This window comes from Streptomyces wuyuanensis (genome assembly GCF_900103455.1).
GTDB lineage: Bacteria > Actinomycetota > Actinomycetes > Streptomycetales > Streptomycetaceae > Streptomyces > Streptomyces wuyuanensis.
Map to the genome: position 1 here is coordinate 41,612 of NZ_FNHI01000010.1, position 18,617 is coordinate 60,228.

Consider the following 18,617-nt stretch of genomic DNA (forward strand, 5'->3'; position numbering starts at 1 on the left):
GAACCCGTCGCCGGACCGGCCGGACGACCCCGTGGCACGGAACACCGGAAATGGGTTCGCCAGTCCGATCGCGCGGGTGCGATCCTGGATCCCGTATGTCTACTTCCTTCGCCGATCTCCAGAAGCAGCTGGCCGAGATCTCGCTGCGCGACGCGCACCGGCTCGGGCGGCGCCTCGAGGGCACCCGCCGCATCCGCAAACCCGAGGCCCGGCAGACCGTGCTCGACGAGATCGCGGCCGAGGCCGGCAGGGCCGCCGTGCGGACCGCCGAGCGCGCGGCACGGGTGCCCGGGGTCACGTACCCCGAACAGCTCCCGGTCAGCCAGAAGAAGGACGAGATCCTCGAGGCGATACGGGACCACCAGGTCGTGATCGTCGCGGGTGAGACCGGCTCCGGCAAGACGACGCAGATCCCCAAGATCTGTCTGGAGCTCGGCCGAGGCGTACGCGGCATGATCGGGCACACCCAGCCGCGCCGGATCGCCGCGCGGACGGTCGCCGAGCGCGTGGCCGAGGAGCTGCGCACCCCGCTCGGCGAGGCGGTCGGCTGGAAGGTCCGGTTCACCGACCAGGTGAACCAGGACGCGACCTTCGTCAAGCTCATGACGGACGGCATCCTGCTCGCCGAGATCCAGACGGACCGCGAGCTGCGCGCCTACGACACGATCATCATCGACGAGGCCCACGAGCGGTCCCTCAACATCGACTTCCTGCTCGGGTACCTGTCCCAGCTGCTGCCGAAGCGACCGGACCTCAAGGTCGTGATCACGTCCGCGACGATCGACCCGGAGCGCTTCTCCCGCCACTTCGGCGACGCGCCGATCGTGGAGGTGAGCGGACGCACGTACCCCGTGGAGGTCCGCTACCGGCCGCTGCTCGAAGAGGACTCCGACGAGTCCGACCGCGACCAGATCACCGCGATCTGCGACGCGGTCGGCGAGCTCCAGAAGGAAGGGCCGGGCGACATCCTGGTCTTCCTCTCCGGCGAGCGGGAGATCCGCGACACCGCCGACGCGCTGAACAAGAAGAACCTCCGGCACACCGAGGTCCTCCCCCTCTACGCCCGGCTCTCGCACGCCGAGCAGCACCGCGTCTTCCAGCCGCACACGGGCCGCCGGATCGTCCTCGCGACCAACGTGGCCGAGACGTCCCTGACGGTGCCCGGCATCAAGTACGTGATCGACCCGGGCACCGCCCGCATCTCCCGCTACAGCCACCGCACCAAGGTGCAGCGCCTGCCCATCGAGGCGATCAGCCAGGCCAGCGCCAACCAGCGCAAGGGCCGCTGCGGCCGTACGTCCGACGGCATCTGCATCCGGCTGTACAGCGAGGACGACTTCCTGTCCCGGCCGGAGTTCACGGACGCCGAGATCCTGCGCACGAACCTCGCCTCGGTCATCCTCCAGATGACCGCGGCCGGCCTCGGCGACATCGAGAAGTTCCCCTTCATCGACCCGCCGGACCACCGCAACATCCGCGACGGCGTGCAGCTGCTGCAGGAGCTGGGCGCCCTCGAACCGGTGCAAAAGTCCCCCCAGGAGGGGAAGAAGGGGCAGCGGCTGACGCAGATGGGCCGCAAGCTCGCCCAGCTGCCCGTCGACCCGCGGCTCGCCCGGATGGTGATCGAGGCCGACAGGAACGGCTGCGTCCGCGAGGTCATGGTCATCGCCGCCGCGCTCTCCATCCAGGACCCGCGCGAGCGCCCCGCCGACAAGCAGGCGCAGGCGGACCAGCAGCACGCCCGCTTCAAGGACGAGACGAGCGACTTCCTCGCCTTCCTCAACCTCTGGCGCTACATCCGCGAGCAGCAGAAGGAGCGCGGCTCGTCCAGCTTCCGCCGGATGTGCAAGCAGGAGTACCTGAACTTCCTGCGCATCCGGGAATGGCAGGACATCTACGCCCAGCTGCGCACGGTGGCCAAGCAGATGGGCATGCACCTGGAGGAGCCGGCGGCGGACGCCGGCGTGCCCGAGCAGGCCGTCCACGTCTCCCTCCTCGCCGGCCTCCTCTCGCACGTCGGCATGAAGGACGTCAAGGACGCCGGACGGGAGTCCGGTCGGGAGCCCGGGAAGAGCACGGGGAAGAACGAGTACCTGGGCGCCCGCAACGCCAAGTTCGCCGTCTTCCCCGGCTCGGCGCTGTTCAGGAAGCCGCCTCGCTTCATCATGTCGGCCGAGCTGGTCGAGACGTCCCGGCTGTGGGCGCGGGTCAACGCGAAGATCGAGCCCGAGTGGATCGAGCCGCTCGCCGGGCACCTGGTCAAGCGCACCTACAGCGAGCCGCACTGGGAGAAGGACCAGGCGGCGGTGATGGCGTACGAGAAGGTCACCCTGTACGGGGTGCCGATCGTCGCCCAGCGCAAGGTGAACTACGGCCGCATCGACCCCGAGGCAAGCCGTGAGCTGTTCATCCGCAACGCGCTGGTCGAGGGCGACTGGCGTACGCACCACAAGTTCTTCGCGGACAACCGCAGGCTCCTCACCGAGGTGGAGGACCTGGAGCACCGGGCCCGTCGCCGCGACATCCTCGTCGACGACGAGACCCTGTTCGACTTCTACGACCAGCGGGTGCCCGAGCACGTGGTGTCCGGGGCCCACTTCGACTCGTGGTGGAAGCACAAGCGCCGTGAGCAGCCCGAGCTGCTCGACTTCGAGCGCGAGATGCTCATCAACGAGAAGGCCGGCGCGGTCACCAAGGACGACTACCCGGACTCGTGGCGGCAGGGCCGGCTGAAGTTCCGCGTCACGTACCAGTTCGAGCCGGGCGCGGACGCCGACGGCGTGACCGTCCACATCCCGCTCCAGGTGCTCAACCAGGTCACGGACGAGGGGTTCGACTGGCAGATCCCGGGTCTGCGCGAGGAGGTCGTCACGGAGCTGATCCGCTCCCTGCCGAAGCCGATCCGCCGCAACTACGTGCCGGCGCCGAACTTCGCGAAGGCGTTCCTGGAGCGGGCCGTCCAGCTGCAGGAGCCGCTGCCGGTCACGCTGGCGCGGGAGCTCCAGCGCATGGTGGGGGTGCCGGTCAAGGCCGAGGACTTCGACCTGGCCAGGGTCCCGGACCATCTGAAGGTGACCTTCCGGATCGTTGACGAACGGCGCCGCAAGCTGGCCGAGGACAAGGACCTGGAGGCCCTGCGCCTCCGGCTGAAGCCGAAGGCCCGACAGGCGATTTCGGAGGCCGCCGCGGCCACGGCCGGGCGGACCGGCGGCGACGCCGTCGAGCGGACGGGCCTGAAGGACTGGACGATCGGCACGCTGTCGCGGGTCTTCGAGACCCGCCGTGCGGGCCAGCCGGTCAAGGCCTACCCGGCGCTGGTGGACGACGGCGACTCGGTGTCCGTGCGCCTCTTCGACACCGAGGCCGAGCAGGCCGAGGCGATGTGGCGGGGCACCCGCCGGATGATCATGCTGAACATCCCGGTGAACCCGGCGAAGTTCGCCTCCGACCGGATGTCGAACCAGCAGAAGCTGGCTCTGTCCGCCAACCCGCACGGCTCCGTCCAGGCGCTCTTCGACGACTGTGCGACGGCCGCCGCCGACAAGCTGATCGCCGACCACGGCGGCCCCGCCTGGGACGAGGAATCGTTCCGGAAGCTCTACGACAAGGTCCGCGCGGACCTCGTGGACGCGACCGTACGGACCGTCGACCAGGTGGGGCAGATCCTGGCCGCGTGGCAGGCCTGTGAGCGGCGTCTCAAGGGAACGACCAGCCCGGCCCTCGCCGGCAACGTCAAGGACGTGCGCGAGCAGCTGGCATGGCTCGTGCCGGCCGGCTTCGTGACGCGGACCGGTCTGCGGCGGCTGCCCGACCTGATGCGCTATCTGGTCGCCGTGGACCGCCGGCTCCAGCAGATGCCGACCTCCGTCCAGCGCGACACGACTCGCATGGAGAAGGTCCACGAGATGCAGGACGAGTACGCCTGGCTCCTGGAGCAGCTGCCCGCGGGCCGGCCGGTGCCGCAGGAGGTGCGGGACATACGCTGGATGATCGAGGAGCTGCGGGTGAGCTATTTCGCCCACGCTCTGGGCACCGCGTACCCCGTCTCCGACAAGCGCATCGTCAAGGCGATCGACGCGGCGGCGCCGTGACGCGGCCGTTGCCTTGAGTGAGTTCGACCGGACCCTCTGACCTGCTGTACAGTCTCTCTCGCAGCCAACGAGCGATCGGGCTGCGAACCTGGTCCTGTGGAGCAGTTTGGAGTGCTCGCCACCCTGTCAAGGTGGAGGCCGCGGGTTCAAATCCCGTCAGGACCGCAGTAGACCGGAAGGCCCGCACCGAATGGTGCGGGCCTTCCGGCGTATTGACGGGGGCTGCCGCCGCCGGTACCCAGTCAGGACAGGGGTTTGCGGGGGCCCCCGGACCGCGGAGGTGGCGCGATGGCGGCATCCACAGCGAGGCACGAGACCAGGGCGCTGCTGCGCGCCCATCTGGCGGCCGTCTCCGGCTATCGGCACCTCACCCGGCAGTGTCCGGTCTGCCATCGGCTGCTGCGCCTCGCCATGGACCCGTCGGAGGCCGTGCCGGAGGAATCCGTTCCGGCGCCTCCCTCGCCCCTGGGGGGCCGTCAGGCGCCCGCCCCCGGCCCGGCCGTGGGGACCCCGGAGAGCCGGGAGCTCGCGGCGGAGCCGGCTGAGGCGGCGGACGCCGATCGCCGCACCGGCCCCGGGGACGAAGGTCCCGCTCGTCCATGACCAATGGCGCCTTCCTCCGCCGCCGGCAAGTGGCAGGCTCGTAGAGGGGGAAGCCGCGCCGGGCAAGACCCGCGGCATGTGACGGGAGTCACCGAACGAGTTTGGGGAGACGGTGACTTTACGCCCTCCCTACAAACGAAAAATCAAATACGTGCAATTGCACCCCCGTCTGAGCAGCCCCGCCCGACTCCACAGGGGTTCCCGGGGCCCCCTACGGGACGTCGCCCGATGGGGCGCGTGGGCGTCGAAAGGGAGCACGCGCGGAGTTCCCGGGGCGCGAGGGTCCGAGCACGATCGACCGTCGACGCACCCCGAGGCCCCCCGGAGGCGAACCGAGCCCGGATCCACGACCCCTCCCCCGCAGTGCTCGTGGCCCCGGACGGAGCCCGCACGGGCACAAAAAAGATCGCGCTGGACCCGGCGGAGTCCAGCGCGATCGACGACGAAACCTGTTGGGGCAGGCGCCCGCCGTGTCGAGCTCTGTGCAGGGCTACCGGGTTGGGGGTCCGGATGTGCCCTTGATCGGGGCGTCAGGCCTCGCTGCGCTGCTGCGGAATACCCGCCAGCAGTGCGCGGACCTCTGCCTCGCGGTACCGGCGGTGTCCACCAAGGGTACGGATGGACGTGAGCTTGCCTGCCTTGGCCCAGCGCGTGACCGTCTTCGGGTCCACGCGGAACATCGTGGCAACCTCAGCCGGGGTCAGCAGCGGCTCGGCATCAGGGGTGCGAGCGGTCATGAGCGGCCTCCTCGGGAGAACCGAACCTTCTCGGTTCTTTCCTCTAAATTCTGCACCTTGACCCGCGTTGCCCGAAATGGCGGACGCGGGCCGAGTCGGTTATAGGACGAACGGCTTGTCCTCGGCACTACAACTACACCATCTGTCCAGCCACGTCGGCCAAACCGATGGAATTGCCCTCTCAGGTGTTCATCAGCGGCGGAAGCCGATGGTTCATGCCATAACGGACAGTCACGTCACAGTGACGATCAGTCACAGAGCGATCAGGAGTCATCAGACCCCCCATAGAGTGCAATGCTGAGATTTCCGCCCTTAGGTAGGCGGAAGGAACCCTCCCCGGACTCCTTGTCCTATTTTGGCACGAGGGTGGGCGAGGGTTGCAAGGGACGACTTAGTGCTGTCCGTCACGCTTGAACCAAAGGCCCGGATCAGGACCTACGTCCCCAACATGCCCGGTTCGGTTCCCGGAAGGGTACGCGACGTCCGAGCGTCAGTTCGCGAACTGACGATCCCGGACTGCCCGCCAGCGGTCCGCCAGCCGGCCGTAGGCCGCACCCGCGCCCTCGCCGTCGCCGTCCCGCAGCGCCGCGATCCCGGCCGCCACATCGGCGGCCGACCGGTCCTCGGCCAGCCGGTCCGGCGGCAGGGCGTGGACGAGCCCGCCGTAGTCGAGCTCGACCAGGGAGCGCGGGTGGAACTCTTCCAGCCACCGGCCCACGTCCACCAGCCCCTCCGTGAGCGGACCCTCCTCGATCGTGTCCCGCAGGGTCTTCAGGGCCCGCGCCAGCCTGCGCCGGGCCTGGACCATCGGCGTGCGGTACCGCATCACCGGCGGCACCCCGGGGACCTCGCCCGGCTCGTACTCGCGCTCGTCGTCCGCGAACAGCACGAACCAGCGCACCGGAACCTGCCAGACGGCGCTCCTGATCCAGGGGCGGGCGTCCGGGTTGCGCTCGCGCCACGCCTCGTAGTCGGCGGCGGCCTGGCCGCGCACCACCGGTGGCAGCACGGCGTCGAGCACGGGGGGCGGGAAGAGCCCGGTCAGCTCCTCCAGGGCCAGCCAGCCGCGCAGCCGGGTCCGCCACGGGCAGACGAGGACGACGCCGTCGTCCTCGGTGACGAAGGCGTCGGGGCTCTCGTGCACCGGCACCGGCACGGGAGGGGTGGGCAGCAGGTCGGCCAGGGACCGCCGGAGTTCGTCCTGGGCGGTGGGGGTCCGCCCGGACCGGGCATAACGGGACCAGTGACTCCGCTCCGGCTCCGGGAACGCCGCCAGCGGCTCGTACACCCGCAGGTAGGACGCGTACGGGACGAGCACAGAAGTGGCGGCCGTCATGTCACAGATCCTTCCACGCACGTACTCCGGGAGAGGGTGATCCTGAGCACTGGGAGCGATCTACCCCTCCGTAGGACTTACTCTCTTGCCCATCAGGTCCCTCCCCACCCGCAGGAGGGCCCTCAATCGCCGCTTCGTACTTGGGAGTCACCACCGTGACCGATGTGACCGACGGCGTCCTGCACACCCTGTTCCACTCGGACCAGGGCGGACATGAGCAAGTCGTGCTCTGCCAGGACCGCGCCAGTGGTTTGAAGGCCGTCATCGCCATCCACTCGACCGCTCTGGGCCCCGCCCTCGGCGGCACCCGCTTCTACCCGTACGCCTCCGAGGAAGCCGCCGTCGCCGACGCGCTGAACCTCTCCCGGGGTATGTCGTACAAGAACGCCATGGCCGGCCTCGACCACGGCGGCGGCAAGGCCGTGATCATCGGGGATCCGGAGCGGATCAAGTCCGAGGAGCTGCTGCTGGCCTACGGCCGGTTCGTGGCGTCCCTCGGCGGCCGCTACGTCACGGCCTGCGACGTCGGCACGTACGTGGCCGACATGGACGTCGTCGCCCGCGAGTGCCGCTGGACGACCGGCCGCTCCCCCGAGAACGGCGGCGCCGGCGACTCCTCCGTCCTGACCGCCTACGGCGTCTTCCAGGGCATGCGCGCCTCCGCGCAGCACGAGTGGGGCGACCCCACGCTGCGCGGCCGCAAGGTGGGCGTCGCGGGCGTCGGCAAGGTCGGCCACTACCTGGTCGAGCACCTGCTCGAGGACGGGGCGGAGGTCGTCGTCACCGACGTGCGCGAGGAGTCGGTGCGCCGGATCACGGACAAGTACCCGCAGGTGCGGGTGGCCCGGGACACGGACGACCTGATCCGCACGGAAGGCCTGGACATCTACGCCCCCTGCGCCCTCGGCGGCGCACTGAACGACGAGACCGTGCCCGTGCTCACCGCGCGGATCGTGTGCGGCGCGGCCAACAACCAGCTCGCGCACCCCGGCGTCGAGAAGGACCTCGCCGACCGCCGCATCCTCTACGCACCCGACTACGTCGTGAACGCGGGCGGGGTGATCCAGGTCGCCGACGAGCTGCACGGCTTCGACTTCGACCGGTGCAAGGCGAAGGCGTCGAAGATCTTCGACACCACGCTGGCAATATTCGCACGTGCGAAGGATGACGGTATTCCGCCGGCCGCGGCCGCGGACCGGATCGCGGAGCAGCGGATGGCGGAGGCCCGTCGCCGATAGCACCCCGCGGGTGTTCCTCGCCGGCCGGGGGAGACAAGACTCACGCCGGTCGGCGAGCCGCCCGCCAAGAAGAGGTTAAAATCGCGGTTGACCAGCGAGGACGGGGCGCCTCGCAGGTCCTGCGAGGTGGCACGTGATGCGGGCGGCGTACCGCATGGCCGCGGAAGCAGGTACCGTTGAAGCCCTACGGACCGGTCTCTCCACGGAGAGCCCGCTCCGAACCATGAACGCGTGTCAAGACTCTGGGGCCGTCGAGCCCCGTCACCGAGGGGGTCGAGCCATGGGGCGCGGCCGGGCCAAGGCCAAGCAGACGAAGGTCGCCCGCCAGCTGAAGTACAACAGCGGTGGGACGGATCTCTCACGTCTGGCCAGCGAGCTGGGCGCATCGACTTCGAGTCAGCCGCCGAACGCGGAGCCGTTCGACGACGAGGACGAGGACGACGACCCGTACGCCCGCTACGCGGATATGTACAACGACGACGAGGACGAGGACGACGAGTCCGGTCCGTCGTCGCAGCGTCGCGGCGCTTGACGCCTGCACCTGCATTCTTCAGACCCGGTCCGAGGCCCAGCCCCGGACCGGGTTCTGTGCTGTTCAGCTCGCGTAGTCGCCGACCATTTCGGCACCGGTGGTGTGCTCGCCGCGCTCGGTGATCTCACCGGCGACCCAGGCGTCCACACCGCGGTCGGCGAGCGTCGTCAGGGCGACGTCGACCGCCTCCCGGGGAACGACGGCCATCATGCCGACGCCCATGTTGAGGGTCTTCTCCAGCTCCGCGCGCTCGACCCGGCCGGCGCTGCCGACGAGGTCGAAGACCGCGCCCGGAGTCCACGTGGACCGGTCGACGAGCGCGTGCAGCCCGTCCGGGACCACACGGGCCAGGTTGGCCGCCAGACCGCCGCCGGTGATGTGGCTGAAGGCGTGCACCTCGGTGGTCCTGGTCAGTGCCAGGCAGTCCAGCGAGTAGATCTTGGTGGGCTCGAGCAGTTCCTCGCCGAGGGTGCGGCCGAACTCCGGGACCTCGCGGTCGAGCGTCCAGCCGGCGCGGTCGAAGACCACGTGCCGCACGAGCGAGTACCCGTTCGAGTGAAGGCCGGAGGACGCCATCGCGATCACCGCGTCCCCCGTACGGATGCGATCGGCGCCCAGCAGCCGGTCGGCCTCCACGACGCCCGTACCGGCGCCTGCTACGTCGAAGTCGTCCGGGCCGAGCAGACCGGGGTGTTCGGCCGTCTCGCCGCCGACCAGGGCGCAGCCGGCGAGGACGCAGCCCTCGGCGATGCCCTTGACGATCGCGGCGACGCGCTCCGGGTGGACCTTGCCGACGCAGATGTAGTCGGTCATGAAGAGCGGCTCGGCGCCGCACACGACGATGTCGTCCATGACCATGGCGACGAGGTCGTGGCCGATCGTGTCGTACACGCCCATCTGGCGCGCGAGGTCGACCTTGGTGCCGACGCCGTCGGTGGCGGAGGCGAGGAGGGGGCGCTCGTAGCGCTTGAGGGCGGAGGCGTCGAAGAGCCCGGCGAAGCCGCCGATGCCGCCGAGGACCTCGGGGCGGCGGGTCTTCTTCACCCACTCCTTCATCAGCTCGACGGCGCGGTCGCCCGCCTCGATGTCGACGCCCGCGGCAGCGTAGGAAGCACCTGTCTCAGACATTGCCTGGGATCTTTCGGTTGGAATGACGGGAACTGATCACGGACGACGGAGCGCGTCGGCGGCGTCCGCGCCGCCCGCAAGCTCGGTCTCCAGCAGCTGCTTGCCGAGCAGCTCGGGGTCGGGCAGTTCCATCGGGTACTCGCCGTCGAAGCAGGCGCGGCACAGGTTCGGCTTGTCGATGGTCGTGGCCTCGATCATGCCGTCGATGGAGATGTACGAGAGCGAGTCGGCGCCCAGCGAGGTGCCGATCTCGTCGATCGTCATGCCGTTGGCGATCAGCTCGGCGCGGGTCGCGAAGTCGATGCCGAAGAAGCACGGCCACTTCACGGGCGGGGACGAGATCCGGATGTGGACCTCGGCGGCGCCGGCCTCTCGGAGCATCCTGACCAGGGCGCGCTGGGTGTTGCCGCGGACGATCGAGTCGTCGACCACCACCAGGCGCTTGCCCTTGATGACTTCCTTGAGGGGGTTCAGCTTGAGGCGGATGCCCAGCTGGCGGATCGTCTGGGAGGGCTGGATGAAGGTCCGGCCCACATAGGCGTTCTTGACCAGGCCCGAGCCGTAGGGGATGCCCGAGGCCTCCGCGTAGCCGATGGCCGCGGGGGTGCCGGACTCCGGCGTCGCTATGACGAGATCGGCCTCGACGGGCGCCTCCTTCGCCAGGCGGCGGCCCATCTCCACGCGGGAGAGGTACACGTTTCGGCCGGCGATGTCGGTGTCGGGGCGGGCGAGGTAGACGTACTCGAAGACACAGCCCTTGGGCTTCGCTTCTGCGAAGCGGGAGGTGCGGATGCCGTTCTCGTCGATCGCGATGAGCTCGCCCGGCTCGATCTCGCGGACGAAGCTCGCACCGCAGATGTCCAGTGCGGCGGACTCGGAGGCGACCACCCAGCCGCGCTCGAGCCGGCCGAGGACCAGCGGGCGGATGCCCTGCGGGTCGCGGGCGGCGTAGAGCGTGTCCTCGTCCATGAAGACGAGGGAGAAGGCGCCCCGGACGTCGGGGAGGACCTTGGCGGCCGCTTCCTCGACGGTGAGCGGCTTGCCGTCGTCGTCGGTCTGCCCGGCGAGCAGCGCGGTGACGAGGTCGGTGTCGTTGGTGGCGGCGACCTGGGTGGCGCGGCCGTCCTGGCGGGGCAGGTCGGCGACCATCTCGGCGAGCTGGGCCGTGTTGACCAGGTTGCCGTTGTGGCCGAGCGCGATGGAACCGTGGGCGGTCGCCCGGAAGGTCGGCTGCGCGTTCTCCCACACGGAGGCACCCGTGGTCGAGTAGCGGGCGTGACCGACCGCGATATGACCCTGGAGGGAGCCGAGGGAGGTCTCGTCGAAGACCTGGGACACGAGGCCCATGTCCTTGAAGACGAGGATCTGGGAGCCGTTGCTGACCGCGATGCCCGCGGATTCCTGGCCCCGGTGTTGGAGGGCGTAGAGCCCGAAGTACGTGAGCTTGGCGACCTCTTCGCCCGGAGCCCAGACACCGAAGACGCCGCAAGCGTCCTGGGGGCCCTTCTCGCCGGGGAGCAGGTCGTGGTTGAGTCGTCCGTCACCACGTGGCACGGCACCGAGTGTAGGCGAGATCGACCACTGGTCCGAATTGGGGATGCGGCCCGGGACCGCCTGCACGGGCTCGGAGGTTCACACAAAAGCCGCGTAATGAAGCCTTTGGGGGGTCCTACGGGCGAGTAGATGGGGCGGAAGGGCGTGCCGCACATCACTCTCCGCACTCTCGGAACGGGGCCGACTCGCACCCTCGGAGCGGGCCGGGCCGGCGCGGCCGCCGTCGTGCGGCGGCGTCCCGCCGGCCCGCTCGTCCCGGCCCTCTCAGCCGGCCGTCGCCGCCACGCCCTTGCCGGTGTCCGCGGAGTGGAGGGTCAGGCTGCGGTGGTTCAGCTCGTACGTCACCTTGCCGGTGAGTGCGTCGGTGACGGCCTTCTCCACCATCCCGGCGGTACCGGCGCACATCTTGCGCGTGCTGGACAGCCGGCCGACGGTCAGCGTCGAGCCGGACGTCTTCGCCTCGGCCCGGAAGTCGTTGCAGCCCAGGTTTCCGCTCAGGGAGCCGTCCTTGCCGATGACGAAGTGGGCCTTGCCCTCGGTGCCGGCCGGCAGCGAGGCGGCCGTCTCCCCCTTGATCAGGGAGGTGACGGTCCACTTGGTGCCCGCGAGCGGGGCGGCGGGCTGCGCGGTCAGCGCGATGGAGTCGCCGTCGGCGGTGGCCAGGGTCAGGTTCTTCTCCGACACCTTCGCCTTCAGCGCGCCGGAGAAGGCAGCGCGCAGCGCTTCCTCGAAGCCCGCGACGCCCTGCGGGCAGCCCATCTCCGTCATCTGGCCGGGCCCGACGGTGATGGTGTCGCCCTTGATCGTCACATCCGCGCCGAAGTGGTTGCACCCGTAGTTGCCTTCGGCGCGGCCCTTCGCGCCGTCCTTGCCCGCTTCACCGGTCTTGAACTCGACGTGGGCGCCGGCCGGGGCTGCGGTCCTCTTGCCGTCGACGGTCACGTTCTGGACGGTCCAGTGCACGCCGGTGACGGGGGCCGCGGGCCGCACGGAGCCGCCCGCGTCGTCCCCCGCACCCTGGCCGGGGCCCTTCTCGGAACCGCAGGCCGTCAGCGTGATCGCGGCCGTCAGCGCGGCCGCCGCGGGAACGATCAGTTGAGTACGCATGTCGTTCTGACGGGACGGGCGGGGCTGCGGTTCCCCGGGAGTCGTCAGGACATCACGGGCAGCAGCGCCGAGAGGTCGGAACGGTCGCCGCTCGCGCTCACCCTCGCCGCGTCCCGCGCCGCCGCCCAGTCCTCGCGGCCCGTGGCCAGCCGGACCCAGGTCAGCGCGTCGGTCTCCACGACGTTCGGGGGCGTGCCGCGGGTGTGCCGCGGCCCCTCGACGCACTGCACCACGGCGTACGGCGGGATCCTCAGCTCCACCGAGCCGCCGGGGGCCTTCACGGCGAGCGCGTCCGCGAGCAGCCGGACGCAGGCGGCGAGCGCCTGGCGTTCGTACGGGATGTCGAGGCCGGTCGCCTCGGCCAGGTCGTCGGTGTGCACGACCAGTTCGACGGCGCGGGTGACGAGGTGGTCGGCGAGCCGCATGGCACCGGAACCGGTCCGGACGAGCCGCTCGCCGGAGGCGCTCGCCAGCGCGGCTTCGACCTCCCCGGCCGTCCGCACGTACAGGGCAGGGAGGTCCTGGGAGGCCTCGGCCGCCGCGGGCGTGCCCTCGCCGGCGGCGCCCGCCCGCTCGGCCGCCGAGAAGGGCCAGTCCAGGAGCGCGATGTCCGCCTTGGGCGGCTCCGGGTGGCCGAGGGCGAGGGCGACGGCCCCGTGCGTCAGCGCGATGTGCGCCGCCAGCTCCCGGACGGTCCTGTCCCCGAACCGGGTCGGAAGTGCCAGCTGCTCGGGGGTCAGGCCCTCGACGGCCTCCCGGAGATGCCCGAACTGCGCGAGGACGGCGGTGCGGATCCTGGCGGGGTCGTAGCTGCGGGTGCGCTTCCTGGCCGGTGGCATGCGGCCGAGACTAACCCGCCCCTCGGACGACGCCCCGGGCCTCGGCCGCTGCCTGGCGGCCGTCGGGTGCCCGGCGGACCATGAAGGGGGCCGTACCTGCGAGGAAGGAAGTGTGGCGGACATGTCCGAGCACCCGCACAGCGCCCTGGTCCGCCGGGGCTACGAGGCGTTCGGCAGGGGCGACATGGAGACCCTCCGGTCCCTGCTGACGGCGGACTGCGTGCACCACGTGCCCGGCGGCAGCCGGATCTCGGGGCACTACAAGGGCCAGGACAACATCCTCGACTTGTACCGGGAGCTCGGTGAGCTCACCGGCGGCACCCTGCGGGTCGAACTCAGGGGCGCCTACCCCGACGGCCGCGGGCATGTGATGGCCGTCCACACGTACCACGCCGACCGCGGCGACCGCGGGATCGAGATGCCGGGCGGCCTCTGGTTCACGATTGTCGGCGGCAAGATCTCCGACATCGACGAGTGCGTTCAGGACATCGACGAGGCGGACGCCTTCTGGGGCGTCGCCGGCTGAGCCGTGAACGTCTCCTTGTTGCGCGGTACGCCGACCCCGCGCCAGGTGAACGGGATGCCGTGCGCGTCCTCGGGGTCGGGCCCGTCCATCAGCTGGAAGTGCAGATGCGGCTCGGTGGAGTTGCCCGAGTTCCCGCAGCGGGCGAGGAGCTGCCCCGCGGTCACCCGCTCGCCCTCGCGCACCGCGAGCGAGCCCCGCCGGAGATGGGCGTAGACCGCCCAGGTGCCGTCCCCGAGGTCGAGCACGAGGTGGTTGCCGAGGATCCGGCCCGTGCCCCCGAGCATCCTGACCACGCCCTCCGCGAGGAGCCAGAGCAGCGCGGGCAGCGAGTTCCGGCTCAGGTGGTCGCGCTGACGGTCGGTGGCCCGGACGACGGTGGCGTCGGCGACCGCGTACAGCGGGGCGCCGAAGGCGGGGAACTCCCGGTTCCGGCGGGTGAGCGGCCACAGCGAGGCGAAGCGCGGGCGCGGGTGCTCCTCGGACTCGGCGACGATGTCGATCGCGAAGCTCTGGGCGGCCTCGTGGGTGCCGTGGCTGGGCACCTTGTCGGCCGGGCTGTTCAGGGCGGTCCAGCGCCCGGCGACCGGGGGGGCCGTTTCGACGGGCGCGGCGTCCCGGGCGTCGATGCGGCGCCGGGCGGCGCGGCCCAGGGCGACGGTCAGCGCGATCGCGGCGGCCGCCGGCAGGAAACGCAGCCAGTCGGGGTACCTCAGGTCCAGGGCGTGGGTCAGGACGACCAGGGCGAAGAAGACCGCCCACAGCACGCGGACGCCGACCGTCGCCGTCTTCCGTACGGACATGACCGTTCCTCCCCTAGGGACGTGCCGCGGCGAGTGCCACCAGCAGCGGGACGACACGGACGCCCGGCACCTCGTACCGGCCGCGGCCGGCGGTGTGCAGCCAGCCCGCGGCGGTCAGCTGGCGCAGATGGTGGTAGATCTGTCCGGTCGTGCCGAGTCCTTCGAGCTCGGCGAGCTCGGCCGCGGTGCGGCGGCCGCCGACGATCTCGCGCAGCAGGCGCAGCCGCACCGGATTGCCCAGGGCCGCGAAGGAGTCGGCCAGGTCCGACCAGTCGCCGTCCAGCAGTTCCTCGGTGAGCGCGCCGATCTGCCACTCGTACCGCTCCCCCGTCGGCAGCCGTACGGCGCCGGTGAACAGCACCCCGCCGGTCTCCGCGTCCGCCCGCGCGAGCTGGTCCCTGAGCCCTTCGAGGGCCCAGAAGTCGGCCTCGGCGGCCACCGGCGCACGGGGCTCCGACCGCTCCAGCGCCGCCATCCGCCGTTCCAGCTCGGCGACACGCTCTTCCAGATCCATGCCTCATAAAATACGTAGTTACGTAATCATTGGCAATCGAGTCCCTCTCCCGGACACGGCGAAGCCCCCGCCCGGACCATGTCCGGACGGGGGCCGCTGTCGTACGCGACTCAGGCGAACAGCGCCGGCACGGTCTCCTCGTGCGCGGTGCGCAGCTCGCTCAGCGGGACGGTGAACTCGCCCTGCACCTCCACCGCGTCCCCGTCGACCACCCCGATCCGGGTGGCCGGCAGACCCCGCGCACCGCACATGTCGGTGAAGCGGAGCTCCTCGCTGCGCGGCACCGCGACGACGGCGCGGCCCGCGGACTCGGAGAAGAGGAACGTGAAGGCGTCGAGGCCGTCCGGCACGACCAGCCGGGCGCCCTTCCCGCCGCGCAGGCAGGACTCGGTGACCGCCTGGATCAGACCGCCGTCGCTCAGGTCGTGCGCAGCGTCGATCATGCCGTCACGGGAGCCCGAGATCAGGATCTCGGCGAGCAGCTTCTCCCGGTCCAGGTCGACCTTCGGCGGCAGACCGCCGAGGTGGTCGTGGACCACCTGCGACCAGGCCGACCCGCCGAACTCCTCGTGCGTGTCGCCCAGCAGGTAGAGCAGCTGGCCCTCCTCGGCGAAGGCGACCGGCGTACGGCGCGTCACGTCGTCGATCACGCCGAGCACGGCCACGACCGGCGTCGGGTGGATCGCCGTCTCGCCCGTCTGGTTGTAGAGCGAGACGTTGCCGCCGGTCACCGGCGTGCCGAGCTGGAGGCAGCCGTCCGCCAGACCGCGGGTGGCCTCGGCGAACTGCCACATGACGGCCGGGTCCTCGGGCGAGCCGAAGTTCAGGCAGTCGGAGATGGCGAGCGGCTTGGCGCCCGACGCGGCGACGTTGCGGTACGCCTCGGCCAGCGCGAGCTGAGCGCCCGTGTACGGGTCGAGCTTCGCGTACCGGCCGTTGCCGTCCGTCGCGACCGCCACACCGAGGTTGGTGTCCGGGTCGATGCGGACCATGCCGGCGTCCTCGGGCTGGGCCAGCACGGTGTTGCCCTGCACGAAGCGGTCGTACTGGTCCGTGATCCAGGACTTGGCGGCCTGGTTCGGGGACGCGACCAGCTTCAGGACCTGCTCGCGCAGCTCCTCGGACGTCGCCGGGCGGGCCAGCCTGCCCGCGTCGTCGGCCTGCAGCGCGTCCTGCCACTCGGGACGGGCGTACGGACGGTGGTACGTCGGGCCCTCGTGCGCGACCGTGCCCGGCGGCACGTCCACGATCTGCTCGCCGTGCCAGAAGATCTCCAGCCGCTCGCCCTCCGTCACCTCACCGATCACGGTGGCGATGACGTCCCACTTCTCGCAGATCTCCATGAAGCGGTCGACGTGCTGCGGCTCGACGATCGCGCACATGCGCTCCTGCGACTCGCTCATGAGGATCTCCTCGGGCGAGAGGGTCGCGTCGCGCAGCGGCACGGTGTCGAGCTCGACGCGCATGCCACCGGAGCCCGCGGAGGCCAGCTCGGAAGTGGCGCAGGAGAGACCGGCGCCGCCGAGGTCCTGGATGCCGGCGACCAGCTTCTCCTTGAAGACCTCCAGGGTGCACTCGATGAGGAGCTTCTCCTGGAACGGGTCGCCGACCTGGACGGCCGGGCGCTTCGTGGGCTTCGTGTCGTCGAAGGTCTCGGACGCGAGGACGGAGACGCCGCCGATGCCGTCGCCACCGGTGCGGGCCCCGTACAGGATGACCTTGTTGCCCGCGCCGGACGCCTTGGCGAGGTGGATGTCCTCGTGCTTCATGACGCCCACGCACAGCGCGTTGACCAGCGGGTTGCCCTGGTAGCAGGAGTCGAAGACCACCTCGCCGCCGATGTTGGGCAGGCCCAGGCAGTTGCCGTAGCCGCCGATGCCCGCCACGACACCGGGCAGCACGCGCTTGGTGTCGGGGTGGTCGGCGGCCCCGAAGCGCAGCGGGTCCATGACCGCGACCGGCCGGGCACCCATGGCGAGGATGTCGCGGACGATGCCGCCGACGCCGGTGGCCGCGCCCTGGTACGGCTCGATGTAGCTGGGGTGGTTGTGCGACTCGACCTTGAAGGTGACCGCATACCCCTGGCCGACGTCCACGACGCCCGCGTTCTCGCCGATGCCGACGAGCAGTGCGTCGTTCTCGGGGGCCTTCTCGCCGAACTGCTTCAGATGGACCTTGCTGCTCTTGTACGAGCAGTGCTCGGACCACATGACCGAGTACATGGCGAGCTCGGCGCCGGTCGGGCGGCGGCCGAGGATCTCGCGGATGCGCGCGTACTCGTCCTCCTTGAGGCCGAGCTCCTTCCAGGGCTGCTCGGTCTCGGGAGTCTCGGTGGCGTGCTTGACGGTGTCGAGGGTCACGCTCGGTCGCTCCTTCGCATGCGGATGGTGCTGCAGACGCGGGCGAGGCGCTCAGTCGCTCCCTCGGCTGCTCCGGTGTCCAGGGTCATGCGGCGACCAGCCTCTTGATGATCGAGGTGAAGAACCCGAGGCCGTCCGTGCCGCCGGTGCCGATGAGCGGCTCCACGGCGTGCTCGGGGTGGGGCATCAGGCCGACGACGTTGCCCGCGGCATTGGTGATGCCGGCGATGTCGCGCAGCGAGCCGTTCGGGTTGAGGTCCAGGTAGCGGAAGGCGACCCGGCCCTCGGCCTCGAGCTCGTCGAGGACCCGCTCGTCCGCGACGTAGCGGCCGTCCATGTTCTTCAGCGGAACGGAGATCTCCTGGCCCTGCGCGTAGTCGGCGGTCCAGGCGGTTTCCGCGTTCTCCACCCGCAGCTTCTGGTCGCGGCAGATGAAGTGCAGATGGTTGTTGCGGAGCATCGCGCCCGGCAGCAGATGGGCCTCGGTGAGGATCTGGAAGCCGTTGCAGATACCGAGGACCGGCATCCCCGACTTCGCCTGGTCGATGATCGTTTCCATCACCGGCGAGAAGCGGGAGATGGCGCCCGCCCGGAGATAGTCGCCGTAGGAGAAGCCGCCCGCGAGGACGACCGCGTCGACCTGCTTGAGGTCCTTGTCGCGGTGCCACAGCGAAACGGGCTCGGCGCCCGCGAGGCGGACGGCGCGCAGTGCGTCCTGGTCGTCGAGCGTCCCAGGAAATGTGACGACACCGATACGAGCCGTCACGACTCCACCTTTACGACGAAGTCCTCGATGACGGTGTTCGCGAGGAACGTTTCCGCCATCTCATGGATACGGGCGAGGGCGGCCTCGTCGACCGGCCCGTCGACCTCGAGTTCGAAGCGCTTTCCCTGACGTACGTCCGCGATCCCCTCGAAGCCCAGGCGGGGCAGTGCGCGCTGCACCGCCTGGCCCTGCGGGTCGAGGATCTCCGGCTTGAGCATGACGTCGACTACGACGCGTGCCACTGGCACTCCCGGTGGTGTGGTGCTGAAGGCGGTTCCCTCAGCGTACCCGCCCGAAAAATCTACGCGCATAGATATACGGAGAACGCGAAGGGAAAATCCAGGGAAAAACCGCGCCGACCCATTGCGGAGGACACGCGGATGCAATTGGCTGGGCTTCCCAATGCGACGCCGCCCGCTGTACAAAGGAATACAGCGGAAAGCAGCATTGACCCCGCAACAGCCGGAATACCGGATTCGCCCCGCG

The 18,617-nt window shown here is 70.4% G+C and carries 16 protein-coding genes and 1 tRNA gene; 6 read left to right on the forward strand and 11 right to left on the reverse strand.

The window, feature by feature from the left end; translation table 11 throughout:
* The first annotated feature begins 95 nt into the window (after positions 1–95).
* The 3 genes from hrpA (at position 96) to BLT82_RS16125 (ending at position 4,694) form a co-directional block, all read left to right on the forward strand.
* A complete protein-coding gene (hrpA, locus tag BLT82_RS16115; RefSeq protein ID WP_208867922.1) occupies positions 96–4,091 on the forward strand; it encodes an ATP-dependent RNA helicase HrpA in 3,996 nt (1,331 codons plus the stop codon).
* Positions 4,092–4,181: 90 nt separating this feature from the next.
* A tRNA-Asp gene (locus tag BLT82_RS16120) sits at positions 4,182–4,256 on the forward strand.
* Between the two features lie 123 nt (positions 4,257–4,379).
* On the forward strand, positions 4,380–4,694 hold the full coding sequence (locus tag BLT82_RS16125) for a DUF6274 family protein (protein ID WP_093655335.1): 315 nt from the start codon (positions 4,380–4,382) through the stop codon (positions 4,692–4,694).
* 530 nt (positions 4,695–5,224) lie between these two features.
* Here the strand turns inward: BLT82_RS16125 and bldC are convergent.
* Both bldC and BLT82_RS16135 read right to left on the reverse strand, forming a co-directional pair.
* Entirely contained in the window at positions 5,225–5,431 is a 207-nt protein-coding gene (gene bldC / locus BLT82_RS16130) for a developmental transcriptional regulator BldC (RefSeq protein ID WP_003949541.1), read from the reverse strand.
* A 490-nt stretch (positions 5,432–5,921) separates the two neighbouring features.
* The gene (locus tag BLT82_RS16135; RefSeq protein WP_093655337.1) at positions 5,922–6,767 is read right to left on the reverse strand and encodes a DUF8083 family protein; all 846 of its coding nucleotides are present in this window, start codon (positions 6,765–6,767) and stop codon (positions 5,922–5,924) included.
* 155 nt (positions 6,768–6,922) lie between these two features.
* Between BLT82_RS16135 and BLT82_RS16140 the strand changes: the two genes are divergently transcribed.
* On the forward strand, positions 6,923–8,005 hold the full coding sequence (locus BLT82_RS16140; RefSeq protein ID WP_093655680.1) for a Leu/Phe/Val dehydrogenase: 1,083 nt from the start codon (positions 6,923–6,925) through the stop codon (positions 8,003–8,005).
* A 280-nt stretch (positions 8,006–8,285) separates the two neighbouring features.
* The gene (locus BLT82_RS16145; RefSeq protein ID WP_093655339.1) at positions 8,286–8,537 is read left to right on the forward strand and encodes a DUF3073 domain-containing protein; all 252 of its coding nucleotides are present in this window, start codon (positions 8,286–8,288) and stop codon (positions 8,535–8,537) included.
* A gap of 63 nt (positions 8,538–8,600) precedes the next feature.
* On the opposite strand, the gene purM is transcribed toward BLT82_RS16145, so the two are convergent.
* From purM to BLT82_RS16165, 4 genes are all read right to left on the reverse strand, one after another.
* Entirely contained in the window at positions 8,601–9,665 is a 1,065-nt protein-coding gene (purM, locus tag BLT82_RS16150; RefSeq protein WP_093655341.1) for a phosphoribosylformylglycinamidine cyclo-ligase, read from the reverse strand.
* A 36-nt stretch (positions 9,666–9,701) separates the two neighbouring features.
* The gene (purF, locus tag BLT82_RS16155; RefSeq protein ID WP_093655682.1) at positions 9,702–11,219 is read right to left on the reverse strand and encodes an amidophosphoribosyltransferase; all 1,518 of its coding nucleotides are present in this window, start codon (positions 11,217–11,219) and stop codon (positions 9,702–9,704) included.
* 264 nt (positions 11,220–11,483) lie between these two features.
* On the reverse strand, positions 11,484–12,326 hold the full coding sequence (locus BLT82_RS16160) for an META domain-containing protein (RefSeq protein ID WP_093655343.1): 843 nt from the start codon (positions 12,324–12,326) through the stop codon (positions 11,484–11,486).
* 44 nt (positions 12,327–12,370) lie between these two features.
* On the reverse strand, positions 12,371–13,165 hold the full coding sequence (locus tag BLT82_RS16165) for a maleylpyruvate isomerase family mycothiol-dependent enzyme (protein ID WP_093655345.1): 795 nt from the start codon (positions 13,163–13,165) through the stop codon (positions 12,371–12,373).
* A 121-nt stretch (positions 13,166–13,286) separates the two neighbouring features.
* Here BLT82_RS16165 and BLT82_RS16170 point away from each other — a divergent pair, with 121 nt between their 5' ends.
* Positions 13,287–13,691: a nuclear transport factor 2 family protein gene (locus BLT82_RS16170; RefSeq protein WP_093655347.1), complete on the forward strand. Its 405-nt coding sequence runs from the start codon at positions 13,287–13,289 to the stop codon at positions 13,689–13,691.
* Here BLT82_RS16170 and BLT82_RS16175 read toward each other — a convergent pair.
* From BLT82_RS16175 to purS, 5 genes are all read right to left on the reverse strand, one after another.
* Positions 13,646–14,491, reverse strand: coding sequence for a M23 family metallopeptidase (locus BLT82_RS16175; protein WP_093655349.1), 846 nt, complete (start codon positions 14,489–14,491; stop codon positions 13,646–13,648). The genes BLT82_RS16170 and BLT82_RS16175 overlap by 46 nt on opposite strands.
* Positions 14,492–14,504: 13 nt before the next feature.
* Positions 14,505–15,005 carry an ArsR/SmtB family transcription factor gene (locus tag BLT82_RS16180; RefSeq protein WP_093655351.1) on the reverse strand — a complete coding sequence of 167 codons (501 nt, stop codon included), beginning with the start codon at positions 15,003–15,005 and terminating at the stop codon, positions 14,505–14,507.
* Between the two features lie 110 nt (positions 15,006–15,115).
* Positions 15,116–17,365 carry a phosphoribosylformylglycinamidine synthase subunit PurL gene (gene purL, locus BLT82_RS16185; protein ID WP_093655353.1) on the reverse strand — a complete coding sequence of 750 codons (2,250 nt, stop codon included), beginning with the start codon at positions 17,363–17,365 and terminating at the stop codon, positions 15,116–15,118.
* Positions 17,366–17,450: 85 nt separating this feature from the next.
* Positions 17,451–18,131 carry a phosphoribosylformylglycinamidine synthase subunit PurQ gene (purQ, locus tag BLT82_RS16190; protein ID WP_093655355.1) on the reverse strand — a complete coding sequence of 227 codons (681 nt, stop codon included), beginning with the start codon at positions 18,129–18,131 and terminating at the stop codon, positions 17,451–17,453.
* Positions 18,128–18,373, reverse strand: coding sequence for a phosphoribosylformylglycinamidine synthase subunit PurS (gene purS / locus BLT82_RS16195; RefSeq protein WP_017946142.1), 246 nt, complete (start codon positions 18,371–18,373; stop codon positions 18,128–18,130). Before purS ends, purQ begins: the two co-directional genes overlap by 4 nt.
* Positions 18,374–18,617: the final 244 nt, after the last annotated feature.

Coding starts and splice junctions, on each gene's coding strand:
- purM (WP_093655341.1), bottom strand. CDS start 9,665: ATGTCTGAGACAGGTGCTTCCTACGCTGCCGCGGGCGTCGACATCGAG.
- BLT82_RS16175 (WP_093655349.1), bottom strand. CDS start 14,491: ATGTCCGTACGGAAGACGGCGACGGTCGGCGTCCGCGTGCTGTGGGCG.
- BLT82_RS16125 (WP_093655335.1), top strand. CDS start 4,380: ATGGCGGCATCCACAGCGAGGCACGAGACCAGGGCGCTGCTGCGCGCC.
- BLT82_RS16145 (WP_093655339.1), top strand. CDS start 8,286: ATGGGGCGCGGCCGGGCCAAGGCCAAGCAGACGAAGGTCGCCCGCCAG.
- hrpA (WP_208867922.1), top strand. CDS start 96: ATGTCTACTTCCTTCGCCGATCTCCAGAAGCAGCTGGCCGAGATCTCG.
- BLT82_RS16135 (WP_093655337.1), bottom strand. CDS start 6,767: ATGACGGCCGCCACTTCTGTGCTCGTCCCGTACGCGTCCTACCTGCGG.
- BLT82_RS16160 (WP_093655343.1), bottom strand. CDS start 12,326: ATGCGTACTCAACTGATCGTTCCCGCGGCGGCCGCGCTGACGGCCGCG.
- BLT82_RS16180 (WP_093655351.1), bottom strand. CDS start 15,005: ATGGATCTGGAAGAGCGTGTCGCCGAGCTGGAACGGCGGATGGCGGCG.
- BLT82_RS16170 (WP_093655347.1), top strand. CDS start 13,287: ATGTCCGAGCACCCGCACAGCGCCCTGGTCCGCCGGGGCTACGAGGCG.
- BLT82_RS16165 (WP_093655345.1), bottom strand. CDS start 13,165: ATGCCACCGGCCAGGAAGCGCACCCGCAGCTACGACCCCGCCAGGATC.
- bldC (WP_003949541.1), bottom strand. CDS start 5,431: ATGACCGCTCGCACCCCTGATGCCGAGCCGCTGCTGACCCCGGCTGAG.